Source organism: Synechococcus sp. WH 8101 (assembly GCF_004209775.1).
Classification (GTDB): Bacteria; Cyanobacteriota; Cyanobacteriia; order PCC-6307; family Cyanobiaceae; genus Synechococcus_C.
Window position 1 is genome coordinate 2210051 of the sequence record NZ_CP035914.1, and the last position, 18274, is coordinate 2228324.

An 18274-nucleotide genomic window follows, 5' to 3' on the forward strand; every position below is an offset into this window, starting at 1 on the left:
GAATCCTGACAAGTGGGCTGTTACGGAAAGGCAGTGGCACCTCACCTTCAGTGCTTCAAGGCCGATCAGCCGTAAGGTGTGCGCGTTGCCTGCGTGCGGCGCTCACGACCGCGGATTTCATGAAATCAATCGACGAGCACATCCAGAAGGATCAGTCGGAAATCGAGGCTGCCCGTGCTGAGGGCAATGAAGCCAAGGTCCGTCATCTCACCGAAGAAATTCAGTCGCTCGAGGAGTACAAAGAGCACCATCCCGGCGACAATCACGACCCCACGTCGTTGGAGATGTATTGCGACGCCAATCCAGATGCTCCCGAGTGCCGCGTCTACGACGACTGAGTCGACTCCCTCCCAGCACCAGCGTTGCGCACGCTGAACCCAGAGCCTGCAGGTCATGCCTGCAGGCTTTTGTTTTGGTCCGACGCTCACGGCGTGGGATCTGGCGGAACTCAGAGCTCCTCGTCAAATTCAGATGGGCTGCCGGTGAGGGAACACACCACCGCCTCCTCATCTTTCATGGCACGCACCTCGGCGATCGGGCGCCCCATGCGGCGCAGCTCGTCGACCTGCTCTTCGGTCTGACAGCGGGCGATCACCGCACCCTGGGCATCAAAACAGGTGAAGAAAGTCATCCGTTCAGGACTCACTGCTCCCGTTATCGCCCTGAAAGCGATGACCCACAAGCGGCGATGTGAGCCGGAACACCGACGAGGGAGACTGCCGACTCAGACCCCGAGCTCCTGCCAGACCCGATCCAGCAAACGATCCAGCCCCTGGCCCATGGCTGCGGAAATCAGCAGCACCGGCCGACCGCTGGCCTGCTCCAAACGCATCATCTGCTCGTCGCGACCGGCCTCATCGAGCAACTCCAGCTTGTTGAGCACCAGCAGTCGAGGCCGCTCCACCAGGCCATGGCCGTAGGCCGCCAGCTCCTTCTCCACCACCCGCAGATCACTGACGGGATCCTCAGAGCCACCATCCACCAGATGAATGAGCAATCGCGTGCGCTCGATGTGCCGAAGAAAATCGTGCCCGAGCCCCGCCCCCTGGGCCGCACCGGCGATCAGGCCTGGAATATCGGCAAACACGGTGCCATCGCCGGTGGGACGGCGCACGACGCCGAGGTTGGGCACCAGGGTGGTGAAGGGGTAATCAGCGATCTTGGGCCTGGCGGCCGACAACACACTGATGAGGGTGCTCTTGCCGGCATTCGGCAAGCCAATAATCCCCACCTCGGCCAACAGCTTGAGCTCGAGCTGCAGCGGCCACTCCTCCCCATCGCGTCCCTCCGTGCATTTCTCCGGAGCGCGGTTGCGATTGCTCAGGTAATGGGCATTGCCGAGGCCGCCACGGCCACCGAAGGCCACCACCAGCTGCTCACCCGGATCCGTGAGATCCCCGAGCAGGATGCCCGTCGTGAGGTGGCGCACCTCCGTGCCGCAGGGCACCCGGATCACCAGATCCATGCCGGAGGCACCAGTGCAGCGATTCGGACCGCCGCGACGTCCATCCGCTGCGGGAAAGAGGCGCTTGTATTTGAAATCGAGCAGAGTCTGCAGGTTGGCGTCAGCCTCGAAAATGACGTTGCCGCCATGTCCACCATCTCCCCCTGAGGGTCCTCCGGCCGGCACATATTTCTCCCGCCGGAACGCCACGATCCCATCGCCGCCGCGGCCCGCGCGAACTGTGATGCGCGCCTGATCGATGAACTGCACAGGGAGCCTCGGGCGTGGCCAACCATCAACCCTAGGATCGCGGCGAACGGGACAAGAGCAGTGGCCGGGGTTCGCTTCGAGGCGCTCAGCAAGACCTACCCGGCGCGCGCCGGCGGAGAGCCGGTTCCGGTGATCCGCAGTCTGGATCTGACCATCGACGACGGTGAGTTTCTGGTTCTCGTGGGCCCGTCTGGCTGTGGCAAGAGCACCCTGCTCAGGCTGCTGGCCGGACTCGACACGCCCAGCTCCGGCGAAATCCTTGTGGGAGATAGACCGGTGAGCCTGCTCAGACCGGCGCAGCGCGATGTAGCCATGGTGTTTCAGAGCTATGCGCTCTATCCCCATCTCAGCGTGCGCGACAACATCGGCTTCGGCCTGCGGCGCAGCCACCCCCGCACGTTCTGGCAGCAACTGCAGGATCAGGGGCATCGCAGCACCCGTCACCTGCCCAGCCCGCTGCGGCTGACGTCGCCACGCGAACACCGCATCGAGGCACGCACCAGGGACGTGGCCCGGGCCCTGGAGCTGGAGCCTCTGCTCGATCGCCGCCCCAAGGAACTCTCCGGCGGGCAGAAACAACGGGTGGCGCTCGGACGGGCGATGGCCCGCCAACCGGCCGTGTTTCTGATGGATGAGCCCCTCAGCAACCTCGATGCCAAGCTGCGAGCCAGCACCCGCACCCAGATCGTGGATCTGCAGCGGCAACTGGGCACCACCACGCTTTACGTCACCCACGATCAGGTGGAAGCGATGACGATGGGCCACCGGATTGCGGTGCTGAACCAGGGGCGCCTGCAGCAGCTGGGCACCCCGATGGAGCTCTATCGCTGGCCATCCAATCTGTTCGTGGCCCAGTTCATCGGCAGCCCGCCCATGAACGTGCTGCCGATCCTCGTGGCTTCAGGCACCTTGCTCCTGGGAGAGCGTCGCCTCAGCCTCGAAGGCCCCCTCAGTGACGCCCTGCCCGCTCTGGAAGGACAGCAGCTCTCCGCTGGCATTCGTCCAGAGCAGCTGCGGCTGGCCCCGGCCACCAATCGGAATCTGCCAGCGGAGGTGAGCCATAGCGAAGTGCTGGGCAACGAACAACTGCTCACCTGCCGCCTGCTCGATGGCCAGCATCTCGTGCAGGTGCGGGCCGATCCGGATCTGACGGTGCGCAGCGGCAGCCGGGTCCACCTCGAACCCGACCCGAACGGCTGGCGCCTTTTCGATCGGAATGGTGAAGCGATCCCGGTGCCCGAGACCGCCCCAACGGCCCCCCGTGAACCGACCTTGCCGGAGCTGTAGGCGCCAACTGTGAGGCCTCAGCGAGGCCAGACCACACTGCATCCGGCACCGCCGTCTGCCTGCTCGGCATCACACACCCTCTCCACATAGGGCACCGTGCCCAGCCAGGCGCGCAGACCACGCTTCAGGCGGCCACTACCAACGCCATGAATCACCCAGACCGGCCCGGAGGCACTGCGCAACACCTCCTCCACCGCCGACTCGGCTTCATGCACACGCATGCCGCGCACATCCACGGTGTTGCGGGAGGTGCGTACCTGGGCACCAGACCCCCCGGCACGAGCCTTGACCTTCACCACTGGCTGCGGCGGCGTGGGGCGCCGGCCATCCAGGCTTTCCACCGCCGCCAGATCCACTGTGCTGCGCAGGACACCACAGCGGACGCTGAGCTGACAACCATCGTCGGAAATGGCGAGCACTTCGGCCGCTTTGCCCAGGGCCAGCAAGCGGATCCTCTCCCCCACCTCGGGGCGCCAGTCGCGATGCTCACGCCGCTCTGGGCGAGGTTTGTGGTCGGCCTCCAGACGCCGTAGGCGTTGACCCGCCTGCCGCGCCGTTTCACCATCCGCCTTGCCGTCGCGCAGCCGCCGGATCAGGCGCCGCACCTCCTTCTGACCATCACGAATCGAGGTCTCCAGACGCTGCCGGCCCTGCTCCTGGCGCTGAGAAGACTCCTGCCGCTGCCGTTCCCAGCGCGCCAGCAGTTCTTCGTGCAGCAATTCCGTTCGGGCCAACAGGGCTGCCGCGTCCTCCGCCGCCGCCTGCTGGCGCTGACGCTGATCCTCCAGCCCACGGATCACAGCATTCACATCCCCCTCGGCACGGGGGGCCAGAAGCTCCCGCGCCTGGGCGATCACATCAGCATCCAGCCCCAGGCGCGTGGCGATCGCCAGGGCATTGCTGCGACCGGGAATGCCCCAGAGGAGGCGATACGTGGGTGAGAGCGTGTCGCTGTCGAAGGCGACCGAAGCGTTCTCGAAGCGGGGATCGCTGTATTTGAGTGCCTTCAGTTCGCCGAAGTGGGTGGTGGCGATCGTGAGACGGGCCCGATCGGCGAGGCTGCGCAGCAACGCGGTCGCCAAGGCGGTGCCTTCGCTGGGATCGGTGCCGGCCCCCACCTCATCGAGCAGCACAAGCGCCGGAGCAGCACCGCTATGGAGCGCCTCGAGGATCCGCCCAATCCGCTTCACGTGGCCGCTGAACGTGGACAAGCTCTGCTGCAGCGACTGCTCATCACCGATGTCGGCCAACACCTGGGCACACCAGGGCAACGAGGGGCGACCGGAACAGGGCAGCCAAAGGCCGGCTCGGGCCATCAGAGCCGCCAGGCCAATGCTTTTCAGGGTGACGGTCTTGCCGCCGGTGTTGGGGCCTGTGATCGCCACCACCCGCAGGTGGCTCGACACCTCCACACTGATCGGCACCACGGCACCACCCCCCGCGCGGCGCTCCTGCCACACCAGCAGGGGATGGCGCAAGTCGTGGAGCACCAGGGGCGCCTCCGGGTCGGCCTCCAGCTGCGGCGGCACGGCGCCGAGCCACTGGCCATAGCGAGCCCGCGTCAGGCTCAGATCCAGCACCAGCAACACCCCGCCGAGGCGTGTCAGCGCCTCCCCCTCCACCGCAACAGCGGCACTGAGCTCGGCGAGCACCCTCTGCTCCTCCTCCCGAATCCGTCCCTCCAGATCGGCGAGGCGATTGCCGAGATCCACCACCTGGCGGGGTTCCACAAACACCGTGTTACCGGAGGCGGAGCTGTCATGCACCATGCCGGGGCAATGGGCCACAGCCCCCGCCTTCACCGCCAGCACCGGTCGACCATGCCGCTCGGCGATCACCGTGTCCTGGAGCTGGGATGCCCAGCATCGAATCACCTCCTGCAGCCGATCGCGACGCTGCTGGCGCACGGTCTGCCACTGGCCCCGCAGACCCGCCAACACCGCACTGGCCCGATCGGCCACTCGCCCCCCCTCTTCAAGGGAGAACTTCAGACGCTGCTCCAAATCGGGAAGGGTGGCCACATCCTTCAGCAGCTCGGTGCAGCGGGGGCGCAGCTCCGGGTCATCGATCTGTCGACGCAGGCGCCTGGCCGCCGCCAGGGTGTCGGCAACCGCCAGGAGCGCCTCACCATCCGCGGTGCCCCCCTTGCAACAACGCTGCAGCACTGGCTCAAGATCATGCACCCCCTGAAAACTGAGCCCCCCGTCCAGGAGTCCATCCAGACCTGCCAGCTCGATGCTGCGCGCCAGGCGCTCCTGGCTCTCCCTCAGATCGGAGGGCAGGGGCTCATCCAGGCAACGCCGTTGCCCGGCCGCCGTGCTGGCGAACTGGGCGAGGTGCTGACAGAGGCGGGGCCACTCGAGCAACTCCAGGGTGTCGTGCCACACATCAACGTGGCGTTCAGACCCGCTCAATGGCCGATGCCCCCCGGCGGTTCATACAGCATTTCCAGCCAGTTCCCCTCGGGATCCTGCAGATAAAAGGAAGCCGTGCCATCACGGTGATCATGCACGGCACCAACCGAGACGCCAGCAGCCTGGAGCTGGTCGTGCACCACATCCACCTCCGCCCGATCGCGAAAGTGGAAGGCGAAATGAGGACCGGCCGCCTTGTAATCAGGACTGAGCAAGGCGATGCCAGCCGATCCATCCGGCCACTGGAGATAACACCAATCGGGCGCATCCCAACTCAGCGTCAAGCCGAGCTGCTGATAAAAGGTCTTGGCCCGAGCCATGTCCTCGACCCGTAGCGCCACGTGCCCGAGGCGATGGGTCGCCTCCATTGGACTCTCAGCCATCGGCTCGCTGAACGATCGCCAATCCATTCTCGGGTCTGGCCGTCGCATTCCGGGGGCACCGCCCTGCACGACAGAAAGTTTTGCGGGAAGATGGCGCCAGCCGAACGACCCTGGTGACCTCCCACAGCCTGAAGCGGTGGCTGGTCGAGCAGTCGCAGGAGCCGAACGGGCAGGTGCGCCTCAGCCTCATCGCCCTTTGGAGTCTCACCGGTCTCTGGGTCCTGTTCTGGCCTGTTCCCACCGAGGTCACCGGGCGGGGGGTGATGATCGTGCCCGGCGCTTCCACCCTGATCGACAGCCGGGCGGAGGGACAGATCCGCCAGCTGAACGTGTCTGTGGGCGATACGGTTCGCGAGGGTGAGGTGTTGATGGTGCTGGATCAACCAGCACTGGAAACGCAGCTGCAGCGCCAGACACGGGATTTGCGGGAGCTGATCCAGATCAACGCCGATCTCAACCGTCAGGATGCCCAGCGCCTGAAGGATGCTCGAGCCGTGCGCGACACCGCTCTGAGCAAGCTGCAGCGCGAACAGAGTCAACTGGAGGAGCTGCAGGCCACCTACGCCCAGAAAGCCGCCGACTTCGCCCATCTGGCCGGCCAAGACGTGGTGGCGCCCCTGGCTAAAGACGTGGTCGCCACCTCCGATCGCAACACCCAGCTCAAGGTCGAACTCGACAACCTGGCGATTGAGCGCAAGGAGGTGATCAATGCCTTCAGCAAGGTGCAGCTGGCCATCGACACCGAGCAACAGCAGCGGCGCTTCCGTATCGACAATCTGCGCCGGGAAATCGACGTCACCAAAGCCACACTGCGGTATCAGGGTGAGCTGATCGCCAAACGGGATGGCACCGTGATCGACCTCCAGGTGATCCAGGGGCAGACCGTGAAGCCCGGCCAGCGCCTCGGCACGATCAGCAATGCTTCGCTGACAAAGCGCAGCCCCCAAAACCTGCGGGCTGTGGCCTACTTCCATCCCGCCGACGCTCGGCGACTGCAGCCCGGCCTGGGGGTGGAAGTGGTGCCCGACTGGCAACAGCGCGGACGCTTCGGCGGCATCCGCGGTCGTGTGGCCAAGGTGAGCCTGCTGCCGGCCACCCCGGAAGACATCAACACCACGATCGGCAATCCGCCATTGGCCGAATCCCTGGTGTCGAAGGGCCCGGTGATCCGCACCGAAATCGATCTGGGCACCAGCGACACCAGCTTTGATGGCTATCGCTGGACCCTCTCCCGCGGCAGCAGCGTCTTCCCGATCCGGGAAGGTCTCACCCTGCAGGCCCATTCCTACGTGGAATGGCGCACACCCGTGAGTTATGTGCTGCCGATCCTGCGGGATCTCACCGGCACCTATCGCACCCCCGGCCTGGATCAGCAGCAGGATCAACCGGATCGCCGCCAGAAGGAGACCCTGCCATGAAACGGGAATGGCCTTTTCTGGCCCTGGAGCTGCTGTTGCTCCTGGTCTTGCTTCAGGCCGATGCACCAGAGGTGTGGTTCTGGTTCATTGCCCTGGTGGTGCTGCTGAGCTGGCGCAGCCTCAGCCTCCGCTACCGGACACGGCTGCGCCAGATGGCCGAGCGACGGAAACAACGGGTCGACGCCCAGAAAGAGGCTGCACGGCAGCATCATCAGAGCGGCTCGGCAGAGTGATGACCGGGGCCTGGCCCTCCGGGCCCACGCCTGCAGGACCGGGCTGAAGCTGACGCAACATGCGCGCGTAACTGATGTTGGAGAGGGTCATCGATTCCGCAATCCCCTCCATCGACGCCGTCAGCAACGTGATCGTGTCGCTGACATCGGTGAAATCAGCAAGACCGAGCTCATAGCGAGCGCGGGCATCCCGAAAGGCTTCCCGTGCTGCTGCATAAGCCGCCTCGGCGGCGGCGAGCTGGCTCAGGGAGGCGCGGTACTCGAAAAAGGCGGTCTCCAGGCTCTGGCGAATCCGGTTGCGTTCCGCTGCCAAGCGTTGCAGCACCGCTTCGGCAGCGGCACGGCTGGCTGAAGCCTCCGCTGAGGCCGTTCCCGCATCGAAGAAGCGCCAGTGCAGTCGCAGGCCGGCGATCCAGTCGGCCCGCTGACTCGCCATCTGGCGAGTGTTCATCGCCTTGCAGCACCCCTGAAGATCAATCACGGGTTTGGTGAGTTGGTCGGTGGCACCACCGGCTGACGCGAACAGTTCCAATCGGGGCAACAGCCGGGCCTGATGGCGATCCGCCTGGTTGAGCAAGGCCTGCCGCTCCGAGGCCAGGGCCTCGAGTGCAGGGTTGTCGGTGAGGCCAGCCACAACCGTGCGCTCCAGATCCAGGGGCCAGGCCGGTTGCAGCTCCACCTGCACCGTGGCCGCCAGCTCCGTGTTGAAGCGCACGTTGAGCAGACTGATCAGAGCCTGCTGACGGCTGAGCTGGCGGGCTTCGGCCTGCTCCAGGCGGAAACGACTTTGTTGCAGCGAGGCCTGAGCCCGCAACAGATCCAGACGCGGCACGAGCCCTGAACGCTTCAAGGCCTCCACCTGCTCCAGCAGCAACTGATCGTTGCGCACCACCGCCGCCCGGATCCGTTGCAACTGTCCAGCGAGCTGGAGGTTGTAGTAAGCCTCACTCACGGCCAATTGCAGCGCACGCAGCCCATTGGCATAGGCCTGCCGCACCGCCTGCAGCTGCTGATCTTCCTCCGCGAGAGCCGCACCCCGTTCAAAACTGATCAGCTCCCAGCCAAGATCCATGCCGGCCCAGGCCATGCCGAGGTTGGCTTGAATCCGGTTCCAGCTGTCGGTCTCCACCAGAAAGGGGGAGTCGACCGGGTAAAGGCCGACATTCCCCTCCAGCACTTTGTTGTAAGCACTGGCCTGAGAGAAGGCACCACCAACACTCAGACCGAGGCGCGGCCAGAAACGCCCCTCCACCGCCCGCACCACCCCCTGCCGTTGCTGGATACGAGCCCGCTGCTCCGCCAGCTCCGGGTTGTTGGCCACCGCCACCGCCACCGCCTGAACCAGGCTGAGCCGCACCCGCTCGGGCTTGGCTTCGCTGCGGAGCGAGGGCCGCGCCTGGGGCGCCGGCGCCTGCAGGGCCGACAGTTGCCCATTGCTCGCATCGACCGCCTGCGGCTGGGCAGCCGTTCCCCGTAAGGCACCATCGAGCAAGAGCAGATCGCGATCAAAGGCCTCCAGCGAACGCAACAAACCGGAGGATGGAGGCAACGTCCCCGTCGGTTGAGCCGCCAGCCGGGGCAGCGCCGTCGGCACGGCGGCGGCGACGATGGCAGCCACTGCCAGGGCCCTGGGCCGCGGACGCAACAACCTCATGACCGATGCTGCTGGTCCTGGGCAGCCCGCAGCCGCTTGGCCCGTTGCGCCATGTCATGCAGGCCAACGCTGGTGCGAGCGAGACAACCGATCGAAAAGCAGATGCAGGCACTGCCCACCAGGCCCCAGTGCACCCGCTTGGCGTCACCATGCAATCGAGTCACCATCAACAGCACAGCCACGGCCGCCGCCCAAGGAAGGCCGATGATCAGGATCACAGAAGAGCGCGACACGTCTCCGCCCTCAATGCAGCATCAGGTGTTCGATCTGGCGCTTGGCGGCACTGCGGCGGCTGTTCAGCTGAGACAGCACCCAGGACACCTTGCAGACACAGCCGATCGAAAAACAGATCGAGGCACTGCCGAGCAAGCCCCAGCCGTGACCATGCATGGAGAAGTCTTCCAGGAGGAGAAGACGGATGGCCAGCACCAGCATCAGACCGGAGGCAATCCAGGGGCCATGCACCCAGAGCAGGAGATAGCGCGCCATGGACAGGCCTCAGATGCCAGCGATGCTGCAGGATGACAGCGAACCCGACGGCTGCCAAGCCGAAGGGACGTGGACCTCAGCCCTGACACAACCAGCTGGCGGCATCGCAGGCGTGATAGGTGAGGATCAGGTCAGCACCGGCACGTTTGAAACTGAGCAGGGTCTCGAGCACCACGGCGCGCTCATCGATCCAGCCCCGCTCGGCCGCCGCTTTCACCATCGCGTATTCACCGCTCACGTTGTAGGCCGCGATCGGCAGCTCGCTCTCCTGGCGCAGGCGCTGGATGATGTCGAGATAGGCCAAGCCTGGTTTCACCATCAGGATGTCGGCGCCTTCCTGCTCATCGAGCTGGGCCTCCGTGATCGCCTCGCGGGCATTGGCCGGATCCATCTGATAAGTGGCTTTGTCTTTGGGGATCGGCTTGCCACTGGACGCCCGCGGCGCTGAATCCAGGGCTTCACGGAACGGTCCATAATAGGCCGAGGAGTATTTGGCCGTGTAACTGATGATGCCCACATGGGCGTATCCGGCGTCATCCAGAGCTTCCCGGATCGCGCCGACCCGCCCATCCATCATGTCGCTGGGTCCGATTAGATCAGCCCCGGCCTCAGCCTGCATCACAGCCTGCTTGCAGAGCTGCTCAATCGTTTCATCATTCAGCACCACGCCCTCGGCACTGACGATGCCGTCATGGCCATCACAGGAATAGGGATCGAGGGCCACATCGGTCATGATCGCCATCTCGGGGAGCTCCTGCTTGAGCTGGCGAATAGCCCGTGGAATCAGACCATGGTCGTTGAAGCACTCGGCGCCATCCTCCGTTTTGAGCCCCTCCGCCACCTTGGGGAACAGCACCACGCAGCGGATGCCCAGATCCCAGGCCCGCTGCACCTCCCCAGTGAGCTGATCGAGACTCCAGCGATTGGCCCCCGGCATGGCACCGATCGGCTCCACCTGCGTGCCTTCGTGCACAAACAAGGGATAGATGAAATCAGCCGCCTGCAGATGGTGTTCACGCACCATGGCGCGCAGAGCCGGGGTGCGGCGCAGACGGCGCGGGCGGTAGGGGAGATCCATCGAGGCGCGGTGGACGGGGGCTGAAAGGTTAGGCCCTGCCTCGGCCACGCCCTGCCTCAGAGGCGCGCCGATGACAACCAGTTGCGACGCGGATCCTGAGCGCGGGCCTGGCGCAGTTGCTCGAGCAGCTGACGCTCCTCGGCCGACCAGGATTCCGGCCACTGCAGGCTGAGGGTCAGCAACAAATCGCCGCGGCCTGATTTGAGGGGCCAGCCCTTGCCCTTCAACCGCAGACTGCGGCCTGGTGCGGTGCCGGCGGGAATGGTTACGTCCGCCTCGCCATCCGGGGTCATCACGGTGATCGAGCCGCCGAGAGTCAGCTCATCCAAGGCAACCGGAAGCTCAGCGCGCAACTGGTCGCCATCGAGCCGCCACACCGGATGGGGCTGGACCTCAAGATTGAGGTACAGATCACCGCGTCGCCCGGTGCCCGGCTGCGAGTTGCCCTTGCCCTTGAGACGCAGTCGCGAGCCGTTTTTCACACCCGCCGGAATCCGCACCTGCACGCGCTCGTCATTCACCGACAGGGTGCGCTCACTGCCGCGGAAGGCTTCAGCAAAGCTGATTTTGACGCTGGCTTCGGCATCCAGATTGATCGGCTGACGCTGTTGGGCGCCGCGAGGAAAGCCACCTCCTGGAAAACCGCCACCCGGGAAGCCCGACCCGCCGCCGAACCCACCGGGGAAGCCAGCGCCACCACCAGCACCTCCGAAACGGCCAAGCAGGTCATTGATGAAATCGTCGAAATTGCCGTAACGGCCGAAATCCACGTCAAAACCAGCCCCGCCGGCACCGGGGCCACCACCGCCAACCTGATTCCAGTACTGGCCGAACTGCTCATAGCGACGCCTTTTTTCCGGGTCCGAGAGCACCTCGTAGGCCTCGCTCACCTCCTTGAATTTGGCCTCAGCTGTTGCGTCACCAGGATTCACATCCGGGTGATACTGACGCGCCAGTTTGCGAAACGCCCGTTTAATCGCATCGGCATCGGCGCTGCGATCGACCCCGAGCACCTTGAAGTAATCGCGGTAGCCACTGCCGGCCATGACGGTTCCAACGGCCCATGGCCTGACGCGTTTCTCATCGTCTCAGGAAACATGACGTGCTGAAGAGGCGCGGATGGAGGGAAGCCCGAACGCCACAGACCCCTGCTTACGATTCGGCTCTCTCACGCTGGCCTGATGCGCACTGTGCTCTTCTCCAGCCTCGGTGGATTGGCGCTGATGCTGGTTCCTGCGCTGGCAGCCTCCAACCCGGCAGGACCTGACCCGATCACCCTGGCGGAGCGTCTCAGCGAAGCCAAGGTGGTGTACTACGGCTCCTGGCGCTGCCCGGCTTGTCAGGCCCAGACGCGGCTGTTCGGTGAGGAAGCCGCCCCAAACCTGCCCTATGTGGAGTGCGCTAAGCCGAAGGAGCTGCCGGATCAGGCGAAAGCCTGCGTAGCCGCAGGCATCCGGGCCTATCCCACCTGGATCCTGCCCAGTGGGGAACGGCGCGAAGGCGTGCAGAGCCTTGAGGAATTGGAGATCTGGATCAGTCAGCCGAGCCAACCCTGAGCCATCCGCCGGCTGCATCCCGTCACAAGGCGATGTCAGCTGGGTGAATCCTGAAAAGAATGCCTGCAGCGGCGGTTGAACCATGGCAGCCCGGTGGCAAGGCCTCAGCATCCATGGCCTCGACCCAAGCCAGTGGCGCGGTGATCTGCTCGGAGGCCTGACGGCCGCGGTGGTGGCATTGCCTCTGGCCCTCGCCTTCGGCAATGCGGCCCTCGGGCCTGGGGGAGCGATCTACGGCCTGTATGGCGCCATCGTCACCGGGTTCCTGGCGGCGCTCTTCGGAGGCACGCCGGCTCAGGTGAGTGGCCCGACCGGCCCGATGAGTGTGACCGTCGCCGGTGTGGTGGGAAGCCTGGCGGCCGTGGGCGTCTCCCAGGAGCTGGGCGGTGGTGCACTGCTGCCGTTGGTCATGGCGGCCGTCGTGATCGGCGGCCTGGTGCAGATCCTGATCGGGCTGCTGGGCCTCGGTCGCTACATCACCCTGGTGCCCTACTCGGTGGTGTCGGGCTTCATGTCGGGCATCGGCGTGATCATCCTGTTGCTGCAGATCGGCCCCTTACTGGGCATCGCCAGCAGTGGCGGGGTGGTGCAGGCCCTCAGCCAGGTCGCCGGCACGTTCCAACCCAATCCGGCTGCGCTGACGATCGGCGCCATCACCCTGCTGGTGGTGTTGTTCACACCCGCCTCTCTGAGCCGCTGGCTGCCCTCTCCCCTGCTGGCCCTGGTATTAGTCACGCCCCTGTCGCTGCTGCTGTTCGGGAAAGACCAGCTGCCCAGGATCGGCGCCATTCCCGAAGGAGGGTTGCAGATGGCCTGGCCCGACTGGCATCAGCATCTGCCCGTGCTCGTGCAGGCGGGCGTGATGCTGGCGCTGCTCGGCTCAATCGACTCCCTGCTCACCTCCCTGGTGGCCGACAACCTGACCCGCAGCCGCCACTGCTCCAAGCGGGAACTGATCGGCCAGGGGATCGCCAACACCGTGGCGGGACTCTGCAGCGGCCTGCCGGGGGCCGGCGCCACGATGCGCACGGTGATCAACATCAAATCTGGGGGGCGCACACCGCTCTCGGGCATGACCCACTCGCTGGTGCTGCTGGTGTTGCTCCTGGGGGCAGGACCACTGGCCGAAGGCATTCCCACGGCTCTGCTGGCCGCGATCCTGATCAAGGTGGGGCTCGACATCATCGACTGGGGCTTTCTGCTGCGGGCCCACCGCCTCTCGCGCAAAACGGCGCTGGTGATGTGGGGCGTGTTGTTGATGACCGTGTTCTGGGATCTGATCGGTGCGGTGCTGGTCGGCATGTTTGTGGCCAATCTGCTCACGATTGAGTCACTCACCGCCCATCAACTGGAGGGTATGGCCGTGGGTGGGGAGGATCTCGATCCGGAGGAGGCCCAGCTGGTGGAGCGCTGTGGCGACGACCTGCTGCTGTTCAGCCTGCAAGGCCCCCTGAGCTTCGGTGCCGCCAAGGGCATCAGCGAACGGATGATGCTGGTGCGCCACTACAGAATGCTGATTCTCGACATCGGCAAGGTGCCCCACCTGGGTGTGACCGCCGCCCTGGCCCTGGAACGGATGGTGGAGGAAGCGCGCCACCATGGGCGCACCGTGCTGGTGTCGGGGGCCTCGGGCAAGGTGCGGCAACGCCTGCGGGAATTCGGAATCCACGACCTGGTGAGCAGCCGTCATGAAGCGCTGCGACGGGCAGCCGATCAGCTGGGCGGGGATAACGCATCCTTTAGCTGAAGCTCCAAAGATGGAGTTCAAACCCGTTTGTGGGCACCGTCATGAGTCAGCAGAATCTGGACCGTTTTCTGAAGCAGGCCGCCGCTGATCCCGGCCTCACCGCCAAAGTGCAGGCTGCCAGAACGCCGGAAGAACTGATTCAGGTGGCCGCCGATCACGGCCATGAGCTGCATCACGCCACGGTGGTGCGTCACAACCTGCACAACATGGCCGGCATGAGCGACGAGGAGATCACCGCCATGGGCAACAAGATCTTCGAACAGAACTTCGGCGACGTGTTCATCGGTCGCTTCATCTGAGCGGATCGCCAGGCGGGCGCAGCCCCTTGGACTCGCCCGCTTCCAACTGGTCTTTGCAGCTCGAGCAGAGCAGATGGCCCTTATGGCGCCAGAAGCTGCGGGTGGAGCGCTCAATGTCCTTGCCGCAGATCAGGCAACGGAACAAAGGGCTCATGGGGATCAAGGCGAAACCGACACCCTGAATCTGCAGAGCCGGGCCCAAGCCAGCGGTGCCTGCCGTTACCGAACGAGTGGTTGAGGGGGCCTTCCAGCCCCCGCGAGTCATTTGGGTGATAAGGCTGACCTCACCCCATCTCCCTTAAAAGGGTCAGGCAGCCACAGGGGCGGTCTGACGGGAGAAACGAACGATGTTGTTCGCAGTTACGGGTTTGCTCTCACCGAGCAGGCTTCAGTCACCCTCCTCATGCCCCGTCGAAACCATTGCAGCCCCGGGAAGTGGGAATGGAGCTGAGCGGAATCGAACCGCTGTCCGAAACACTGGTGTGGATCACCTAGTCCGGTCGAGACCGGACGTTGTCATTCTGACAGCAGTGGTGACGGAGAGCACAGGATCGTGGGGAGGGACAACCGCCATGCACACCAAAGGATCCCCGCAGTGGCGGTGCTGCCCCAGGGACTCGAGGAAGCGGGAGCCCAGGAGCTGATCGACCTGGGGGCCAAGGCCGTAAGGCCGCTACGCCGAGCCGCGGCCTTCGAAGCTGATATGGCCTGCCTCTATCGGCTGCACTTGCAGTGTCGCCTGCCCTTCAGGCTGCTTCGAGAGCTGAGCCGCTTCCCCTGTGATGGCCGCGACTCGCTCTATCACGGCGTGCAGGACAGCGTCGACTGGGAACGCTGGCTGCATCCCTCCATAAGCTTCCGGGTGGATGCCACCGGCAGCGTCCAAGGGCTCAACCACAGCCACTACAGCGCCCTGCAGGTGAAGAACGCGATCGTGGATCGCCAACGGGAGTTGTGGGGCGAACGCTCCTCCATCGACCTGGAGCAGCCCGACCTCCATCTCCACCTGCACCTGGGACGAGGCGAAGCTGTGCTCAGCCTCGATGGCTGTGGCGGCAGTCTCCATCGCCGTGGCTACCGGGCGGCCATGGGTGCCGCACCGCTCAAGGAAAACCTGGCCGCTGGGTTGATCCGGCTCACGGGTTGGGACGGCACCACTCCCCTGGTCGATCCCCTCTGTGGTTCAGGCACCCTCCTGATCGAAGCCGCGAGCCTGGCCCGCAGGCAATGCCCTGGCCTTGAGAGGACCTTCAGCCTCGAAGGCTGGGCGGATTTCAATGCTGAGCTCTGGCGCGATGAACTGGAGCGGGCCCGGAGGCGCAGCCAGCCCCAGCAGCCCTCAGCACCCATCCTGGGCTGGGAGCAGGATGCCGCCATTGCCGAGCAGGCTCGCAGCAACGTGGCTGCCGCCGGTCTCGAGGAGTCGATCCGCATCCACACCGGTGATTTCCGCGATCTGTCACTACCAGCGGGGCCTGGGATCGTGGTTTGCAACCCGCCCTATGGGGTGCGCATCGGCGCTGAGGACGAACTCGAAACTCTTTATGCCGACCTGGCCCAGGTGGTGAAACGGGAAGCGTCCGGCTGGGAGTTCTGGCTGCTCAGCGGCAACCCTGCTGTGACCGGAGCGTTGCGCATGAAGGCCTCCCGGCGGATCCCAATCAGCAACGGCGGCATCGATTGCCGCTGGCTGCACTACCAGGTGCGCTGAGACCCTCCACTGACCGCCGAGAATGCGCCCGGTGTTCCGGCGCTTTGATGCCTCCACTTCCCAACCTGCTGATCCCGATCGCCGGCAGCGTGACACCGCTGGAAGCCGCTGAAGCCTCACTGGAGGCCGTGCCTCTGGAAGCACGGGTGCTGTTCATCGGCGTGGTGTTTCTTGGCACCCTGATCGTGAGTCGGTTCTCGATCCGGATCGGCATCCCGGCCATCCTGGGCGTGCTCGCCCTTGGGCTCGTGATCAACATCCACATCCTGGATGTGAGCCATGAGGAAGTGGAAAGCATTCACACCTTCGCCCTGGCCCTGTTGCTCTTCTACGCGGGCCTGAAAACGGATCTGCAATCGATCCGGGGCTTCCTGGAATACGGGCTGCTCCTCGCCGTCGGAGGCGTGGCGATCTCCACCGCTCTGCTGGGTGCCGCCATCGTGTGGCTCAGCTCATCCACCGGCACGGGCCTGGCCCCAGGACTGTCAGACATCATGCCTCTGGGCGCAGCCTTTCTGATTGCCGCCTGCCTCGGCTCCACCGATGCCGGCGCCACCCTCAGCGTGCTGCGACAAGTGCAGCGTCAGGTGCCTGAACGGGTGCGGCATCTGCTCGAATTCGAATCCTCGGTGAATGATCCCTCCGCCCTAATCATCTTCAACATCTGCCTGGGGGTGTTCACGGTCACGTCGGGGCCACCTGACTCCTGGCACAGCCTGGCCCTCAGCGCGACCAGCAACCTGTTGCAGAAGCTGGGCTCAGGACTGCTGGTGGGTGTGGGTTTCGGCTATCTGGCCAAGCTGGTGATCGATCGGTTCGTCATCGACAAAGAACAGCTGTTGATCGTTGCCATGTCGATCGCTTTCGTCGATTACGGCTGTTCCCATTTCCTAGGCGGATCAGGATTCGTGTCGGTCTATGTGACCGGTGTGTTCATGGCCAATCTTCATTACCACGACGAGCAGATCAATCACCAGAGCATCCAGGAGGTGCTGCTGCCGTTCAACACGATGACGGAGATCAGCATCTTTCTTCTCTTTGGCTTGCTCGTGAATCCAGCCGATCTGGTGCCGAGCCTGCCAGCGGGAGTGGCCGCTGCTGCCGCCCTGATGCTCCTGGCCCGCCCTCTGAGCGTGTTCTGTTTTCAGCGTTTCTCCCCGTTCAACCTGCGTGAATCGAGCCTGGTCGCCTGGTGCGGGCTCCGTGGTGCCGTGCCCCTGGCATTGTCCTTCAATGTGGCCAATGCGATTCCCAATCTCAAAGGACTGGATCCCGATCTGGCCATTCAGCTGGCCCAGAACTGCCAGAGCATCGTGTTCATCGCTGTGATCCTGAATCTGCTGCTGCAGGGCCTGACGCTGCCCCCGATCTGTCGATGGCTCAACGGCCCACCAAGGCCCGAGTGGTCTTCATGAGACCAGCCATCGTTTCCTGCAGATAGGGCCCCTTGGTGTAAACCCCGCCCAGCCGGAGCAGCACGCCGCTGATTACCAGATTGGCTGCCGCGAACGCGAGCATGGCGGACACCCAAGTCCATCCCTGCACCAACACCAACCACAGCAGCAAGGCGATCTCGGCCGACACCAGCGCGGTGAGCAGCGAAGCCAGGCCAGCGGCGAGCAACACCAGCCCGATAATCAGGCGCCGTTTTTCGCGATCCACCTCTTTCAAGGCGATTCGCACATGCAGATCGAGCAGGGAGCCGGCGAGAGCCGTGACGCGGGCAGCCGCGCCAAGCCGTCTGGAGCGGGGTCTGTCGGTGGCGGGGCCACCATCATCGGTTGGGAATGAGGTCATGCCGAGCGTCGGCCACCGGCGAGCAGGGAGCCCAGCAGCATGCCGACACCGGCGGCGACCGCCAGGGCAAGCAGGGGCCGCTCGCGAACGGGACGCTCAATTCGAGGACGAAGCGTGTGGTTCAACTCATCGAGCAGCTGTTCCAGCTGACGCTCCAAGGGCTCCAGGCTGTCGGCCAGATTGCGGCCACGCTCACCGGCCAGATGGAGCATTTCCTCGAGCTGGGGCCTCACCACGGAGGTAGCTCGACCGGTTTGCTCCGCAATCACCCGAACCGCCTCATCCAAGCTCCCCCGGGTGGCTTCGAGCGCATGGCTGGCCACCTCAGGCCAGCGCCGCTGGATCTCCGGCATCAAACTGTCGAAGCGATCGCGGAAGCGTTGCGCCAGGCTTTCTTGGGTGGTCGGCGACTCCGCGGCGTCCGGCGCCGGGGCCTGGGAGCTCGAATTCTGTGCGGTGGCGTCTGACGAATCCATCGTTGTCCCTCGCGACGT

The 18274-nt window shown here is 64.8% G+C and carries 20 protein-coding genes; 8 read left to right on the forward strand and 12 right to left on the reverse strand.

Features of this window, described 5'->3' with window-relative positions:
• The first annotated feature begins 119 nt into the window (after positions 1 to 119).
• Complete coding sequence (locus SynWH8101_RS11805) at positions 120 to 338, forward strand: CP12 domain-containing protein (RefSeq protein WP_130129922.1); 219 nt, start codon at positions 120 to 122, stop codon at positions 336 to 338.
• A 110-nt stretch (positions 339 to 448) separates the two neighbouring features.
• On the opposite strand, the gene SynWH8101_RS11810 is transcribed toward SynWH8101_RS11805, so the two are convergent.
• Both SynWH8101_RS11810 and obgE read right to left on the reverse strand, forming a co-directional pair.
• Entirely contained in the window at positions 449 to 631 is a 183-nt protein-coding gene (locus tag SynWH8101_RS11810) for a hypothetical protein (protein ID WP_130129923.1), read from the reverse strand.
• Positions 632 to 724: 93 nt separating this feature from the next.
• Positions 725 to 1714: a GTPase ObgE gene (gene obgE / locus SynWH8101_RS11815; RefSeq protein ID WP_130129924.1), complete on the reverse strand. Its 990-nt coding sequence runs from the start codon at positions 1712 to 1714 to the stop codon at positions 725 to 727.
• 60 nt (positions 1715 to 1774) lie between these two features.
• On the opposite strand from obgE, the gene SynWH8101_RS11820 reads away from it, so the two are divergent.
• Entirely contained in the window at positions 1775 to 3001 is a 1227-nt protein-coding gene (locus SynWH8101_RS11820) for an ABC transporter ATP-binding protein (RefSeq protein WP_130129925.1), read from the forward strand.
• A gap of 17 nt (positions 3002 to 3018) precedes the next feature.
• Here the strand turns inward: SynWH8101_RS11820 and SynWH8101_RS11825 are convergent, their stop codons facing one another.
• Together SynWH8101_RS11825 and SynWH8101_RS11830 are read right to left on the reverse strand one after the other, a co-directional pair.
• Complete coding sequence (locus SynWH8101_RS11825; RefSeq protein WP_174719520.1) at positions 3019 to 5415, reverse strand: endonuclease MutS2; 2397 nt, start codon at positions 5413 to 5415, stop codon at positions 3019 to 3021.
• Positions 5412 to 5783 carry a VOC family protein gene (locus SynWH8101_RS11830; RefSeq protein WP_130130517.1) on the reverse strand — a complete coding sequence of 124 codons (372 nt, stop codon included), beginning with the start codon at positions 5781 to 5783 and terminating at the stop codon, positions 5412 to 5414. Before SynWH8101_RS11830 ends, SynWH8101_RS11825 begins: the two co-directional genes overlap by 4 nt.
• A gap of 128 nt (positions 5784 to 5911) precedes the next feature.
• Here SynWH8101_RS11830 and SynWH8101_RS11835 point away from each other — a divergent pair, with 128 nt between their 5' ends.
• Positions 5912 to 7216: an NHLP bacteriocin system secretion protein gene (locus SynWH8101_RS11835; protein WP_130129926.1), complete on the forward strand. Its 1305-nt coding sequence runs from the start codon at positions 5912 to 5914 to the stop codon at positions 7214 to 7216.
• Between the two features lie 120 nt (positions 7217 to 7336).
• On the opposite strand, the gene SynWH8101_RS11845 is transcribed toward SynWH8101_RS11835, so the two are convergent.
• The 5 genes from SynWH8101_RS11845 to SynWH8101_RS11865 form a co-directional block, all read right to left on the reverse strand.
• A complete protein-coding gene (locus tag SynWH8101_RS11845) occupies positions 7337 to 9103 on the reverse strand; it encodes a TolC family protein (protein ID WP_254427962.1) in 1767 nt (588 codons plus the stop codon).
• On the reverse strand, positions 9100 to 9336 hold the full coding sequence (locus tag SynWH8101_RS11850) for a hypothetical protein (RefSeq protein ID WP_130129928.1): 237 nt from the start codon (positions 9334 to 9336) through the stop codon (positions 9100 to 9102). The genes SynWH8101_RS11845 and SynWH8101_RS11850 overlap by 4 nt, the downstream gene beginning before the upstream one ends.
• A gap of 10 nt (positions 9337 to 9346) precedes the next feature.
• Positions 9347 to 9592 (reverse strand): hypothetical protein, encoded by a 246-nt coding sequence (locus SynWH8101_RS11855; RefSeq protein ID WP_130129929.1) that lies wholly within the window; start codon positions 9590 to 9592, stop codon positions 9347 to 9349.
• 76 nt (positions 9593 to 9668) lie between these two features.
• On the reverse strand, positions 9669 to 10670 hold the full coding sequence (gene hemB, locus SynWH8101_RS11860) for a porphobilinogen synthase (protein ID WP_130129930.1): 1002 nt from the start codon (positions 10668 to 10670) through the stop codon (positions 9669 to 9671).
• 56 nt (positions 10671 to 10726) lie between these two features.
• Complete coding sequence (locus tag SynWH8101_RS11865; RefSeq protein ID WP_130129931.1) at positions 10727 to 11716, reverse strand: DnaJ C-terminal domain-containing protein; 990 nt, start codon at positions 11714 to 11716, stop codon at positions 10727 to 10729.
• Between the two features lie 135 nt (positions 11717 to 11851).
• Here SynWH8101_RS11865 and SynWH8101_RS11870 point away from each other — a divergent pair, with 135 nt between their 5' ends.
• The 3 genes from SynWH8101_RS11870 (at position 11852) to SynWH8101_RS11880 (ending at position 14272) form a co-directional block, all read left to right on the forward strand.
• Positions 11852 to 12226, forward strand: a complete 375-nt coding sequence (locus SynWH8101_RS11870; RefSeq protein ID WP_130129932.1) for a hypothetical protein — start codon at positions 11852 to 11854, stop codon at positions 12224 to 12226.
• An 82-nt stretch (positions 12227 to 12308) separates the two neighbouring features.
• Positions 12309 to 13973, forward strand: coding sequence for a SulP family inorganic anion transporter (locus tag SynWH8101_RS11875; RefSeq protein WP_130129933.1), 1665 nt, complete (start codon positions 12309 to 12311; stop codon positions 13971 to 13973).
• A gap of 41 nt (positions 13974 to 14014) precedes the next feature.
• Complete coding sequence (locus tag SynWH8101_RS11880; RefSeq protein WP_130129934.1) at positions 14015 to 14272, forward strand: Nif11-like leader peptide family natural product precursor; 258 nt, start codon at positions 14015 to 14017, stop codon at positions 14270 to 14272.
• On the opposite strand, the gene SynWH8101_RS14215 is transcribed toward SynWH8101_RS11880, so the two are convergent.
• A complete protein-coding gene (locus tag SynWH8101_RS14215) occupies positions 14265 to 14426 on the reverse strand; it encodes a hypothetical protein (protein ID WP_165380988.1) in 162 nt (53 codons plus the stop codon). The two genes, SynWH8101_RS11880 and SynWH8101_RS14215, sit on opposite strands and share 8 nt — an antisense overlap.
• Positions 14427 to 14825: 399 nt before the next feature.
• Between SynWH8101_RS14215 and SynWH8101_RS11890 the strand changes: the two genes are divergently transcribed.
• Both SynWH8101_RS11890 and SynWH8101_RS11895 read left to right on the forward strand, forming a co-directional pair.
• Entirely contained in the window at positions 14826 to 15983 is a 1158-nt protein-coding gene (locus SynWH8101_RS11890) for a THUMP domain-containing protein (protein ID WP_130129935.1), read from the forward strand.
• Between the two features lie 47 nt (positions 15984 to 16030).
• A complete protein-coding gene (locus SynWH8101_RS11895; RefSeq protein ID WP_130129936.1) occupies positions 16031 to 17398 on the forward strand; it encodes a cation:proton antiporter in 1368 nt (455 codons plus the stop codon).
• On the opposite strand, the gene SynWH8101_RS11900 is transcribed toward SynWH8101_RS11895, so the two are convergent.
• A complete protein-coding gene (locus SynWH8101_RS11900) occupies positions 17364 to 17780 on the reverse strand; it encodes a phage holin family protein (protein WP_130129937.1) in 417 nt (138 codons plus the stop codon). The two genes, SynWH8101_RS11895 and SynWH8101_RS11900, sit on opposite strands and share 35 nt — an antisense overlap.
• Positions 17777 to 18256, reverse strand: a complete 480-nt coding sequence (locus SynWH8101_RS11905) for a DUF883 C-terminal domain-containing protein (protein WP_174719521.1) — start codon at positions 18254 to 18256, stop codon at positions 17777 to 17779. The genes SynWH8101_RS11900 and SynWH8101_RS11905 overlap by 4 nt, the downstream gene beginning before the upstream one ends.
• Positions 18257 to 18274 lie beyond the last annotated feature (18 nt).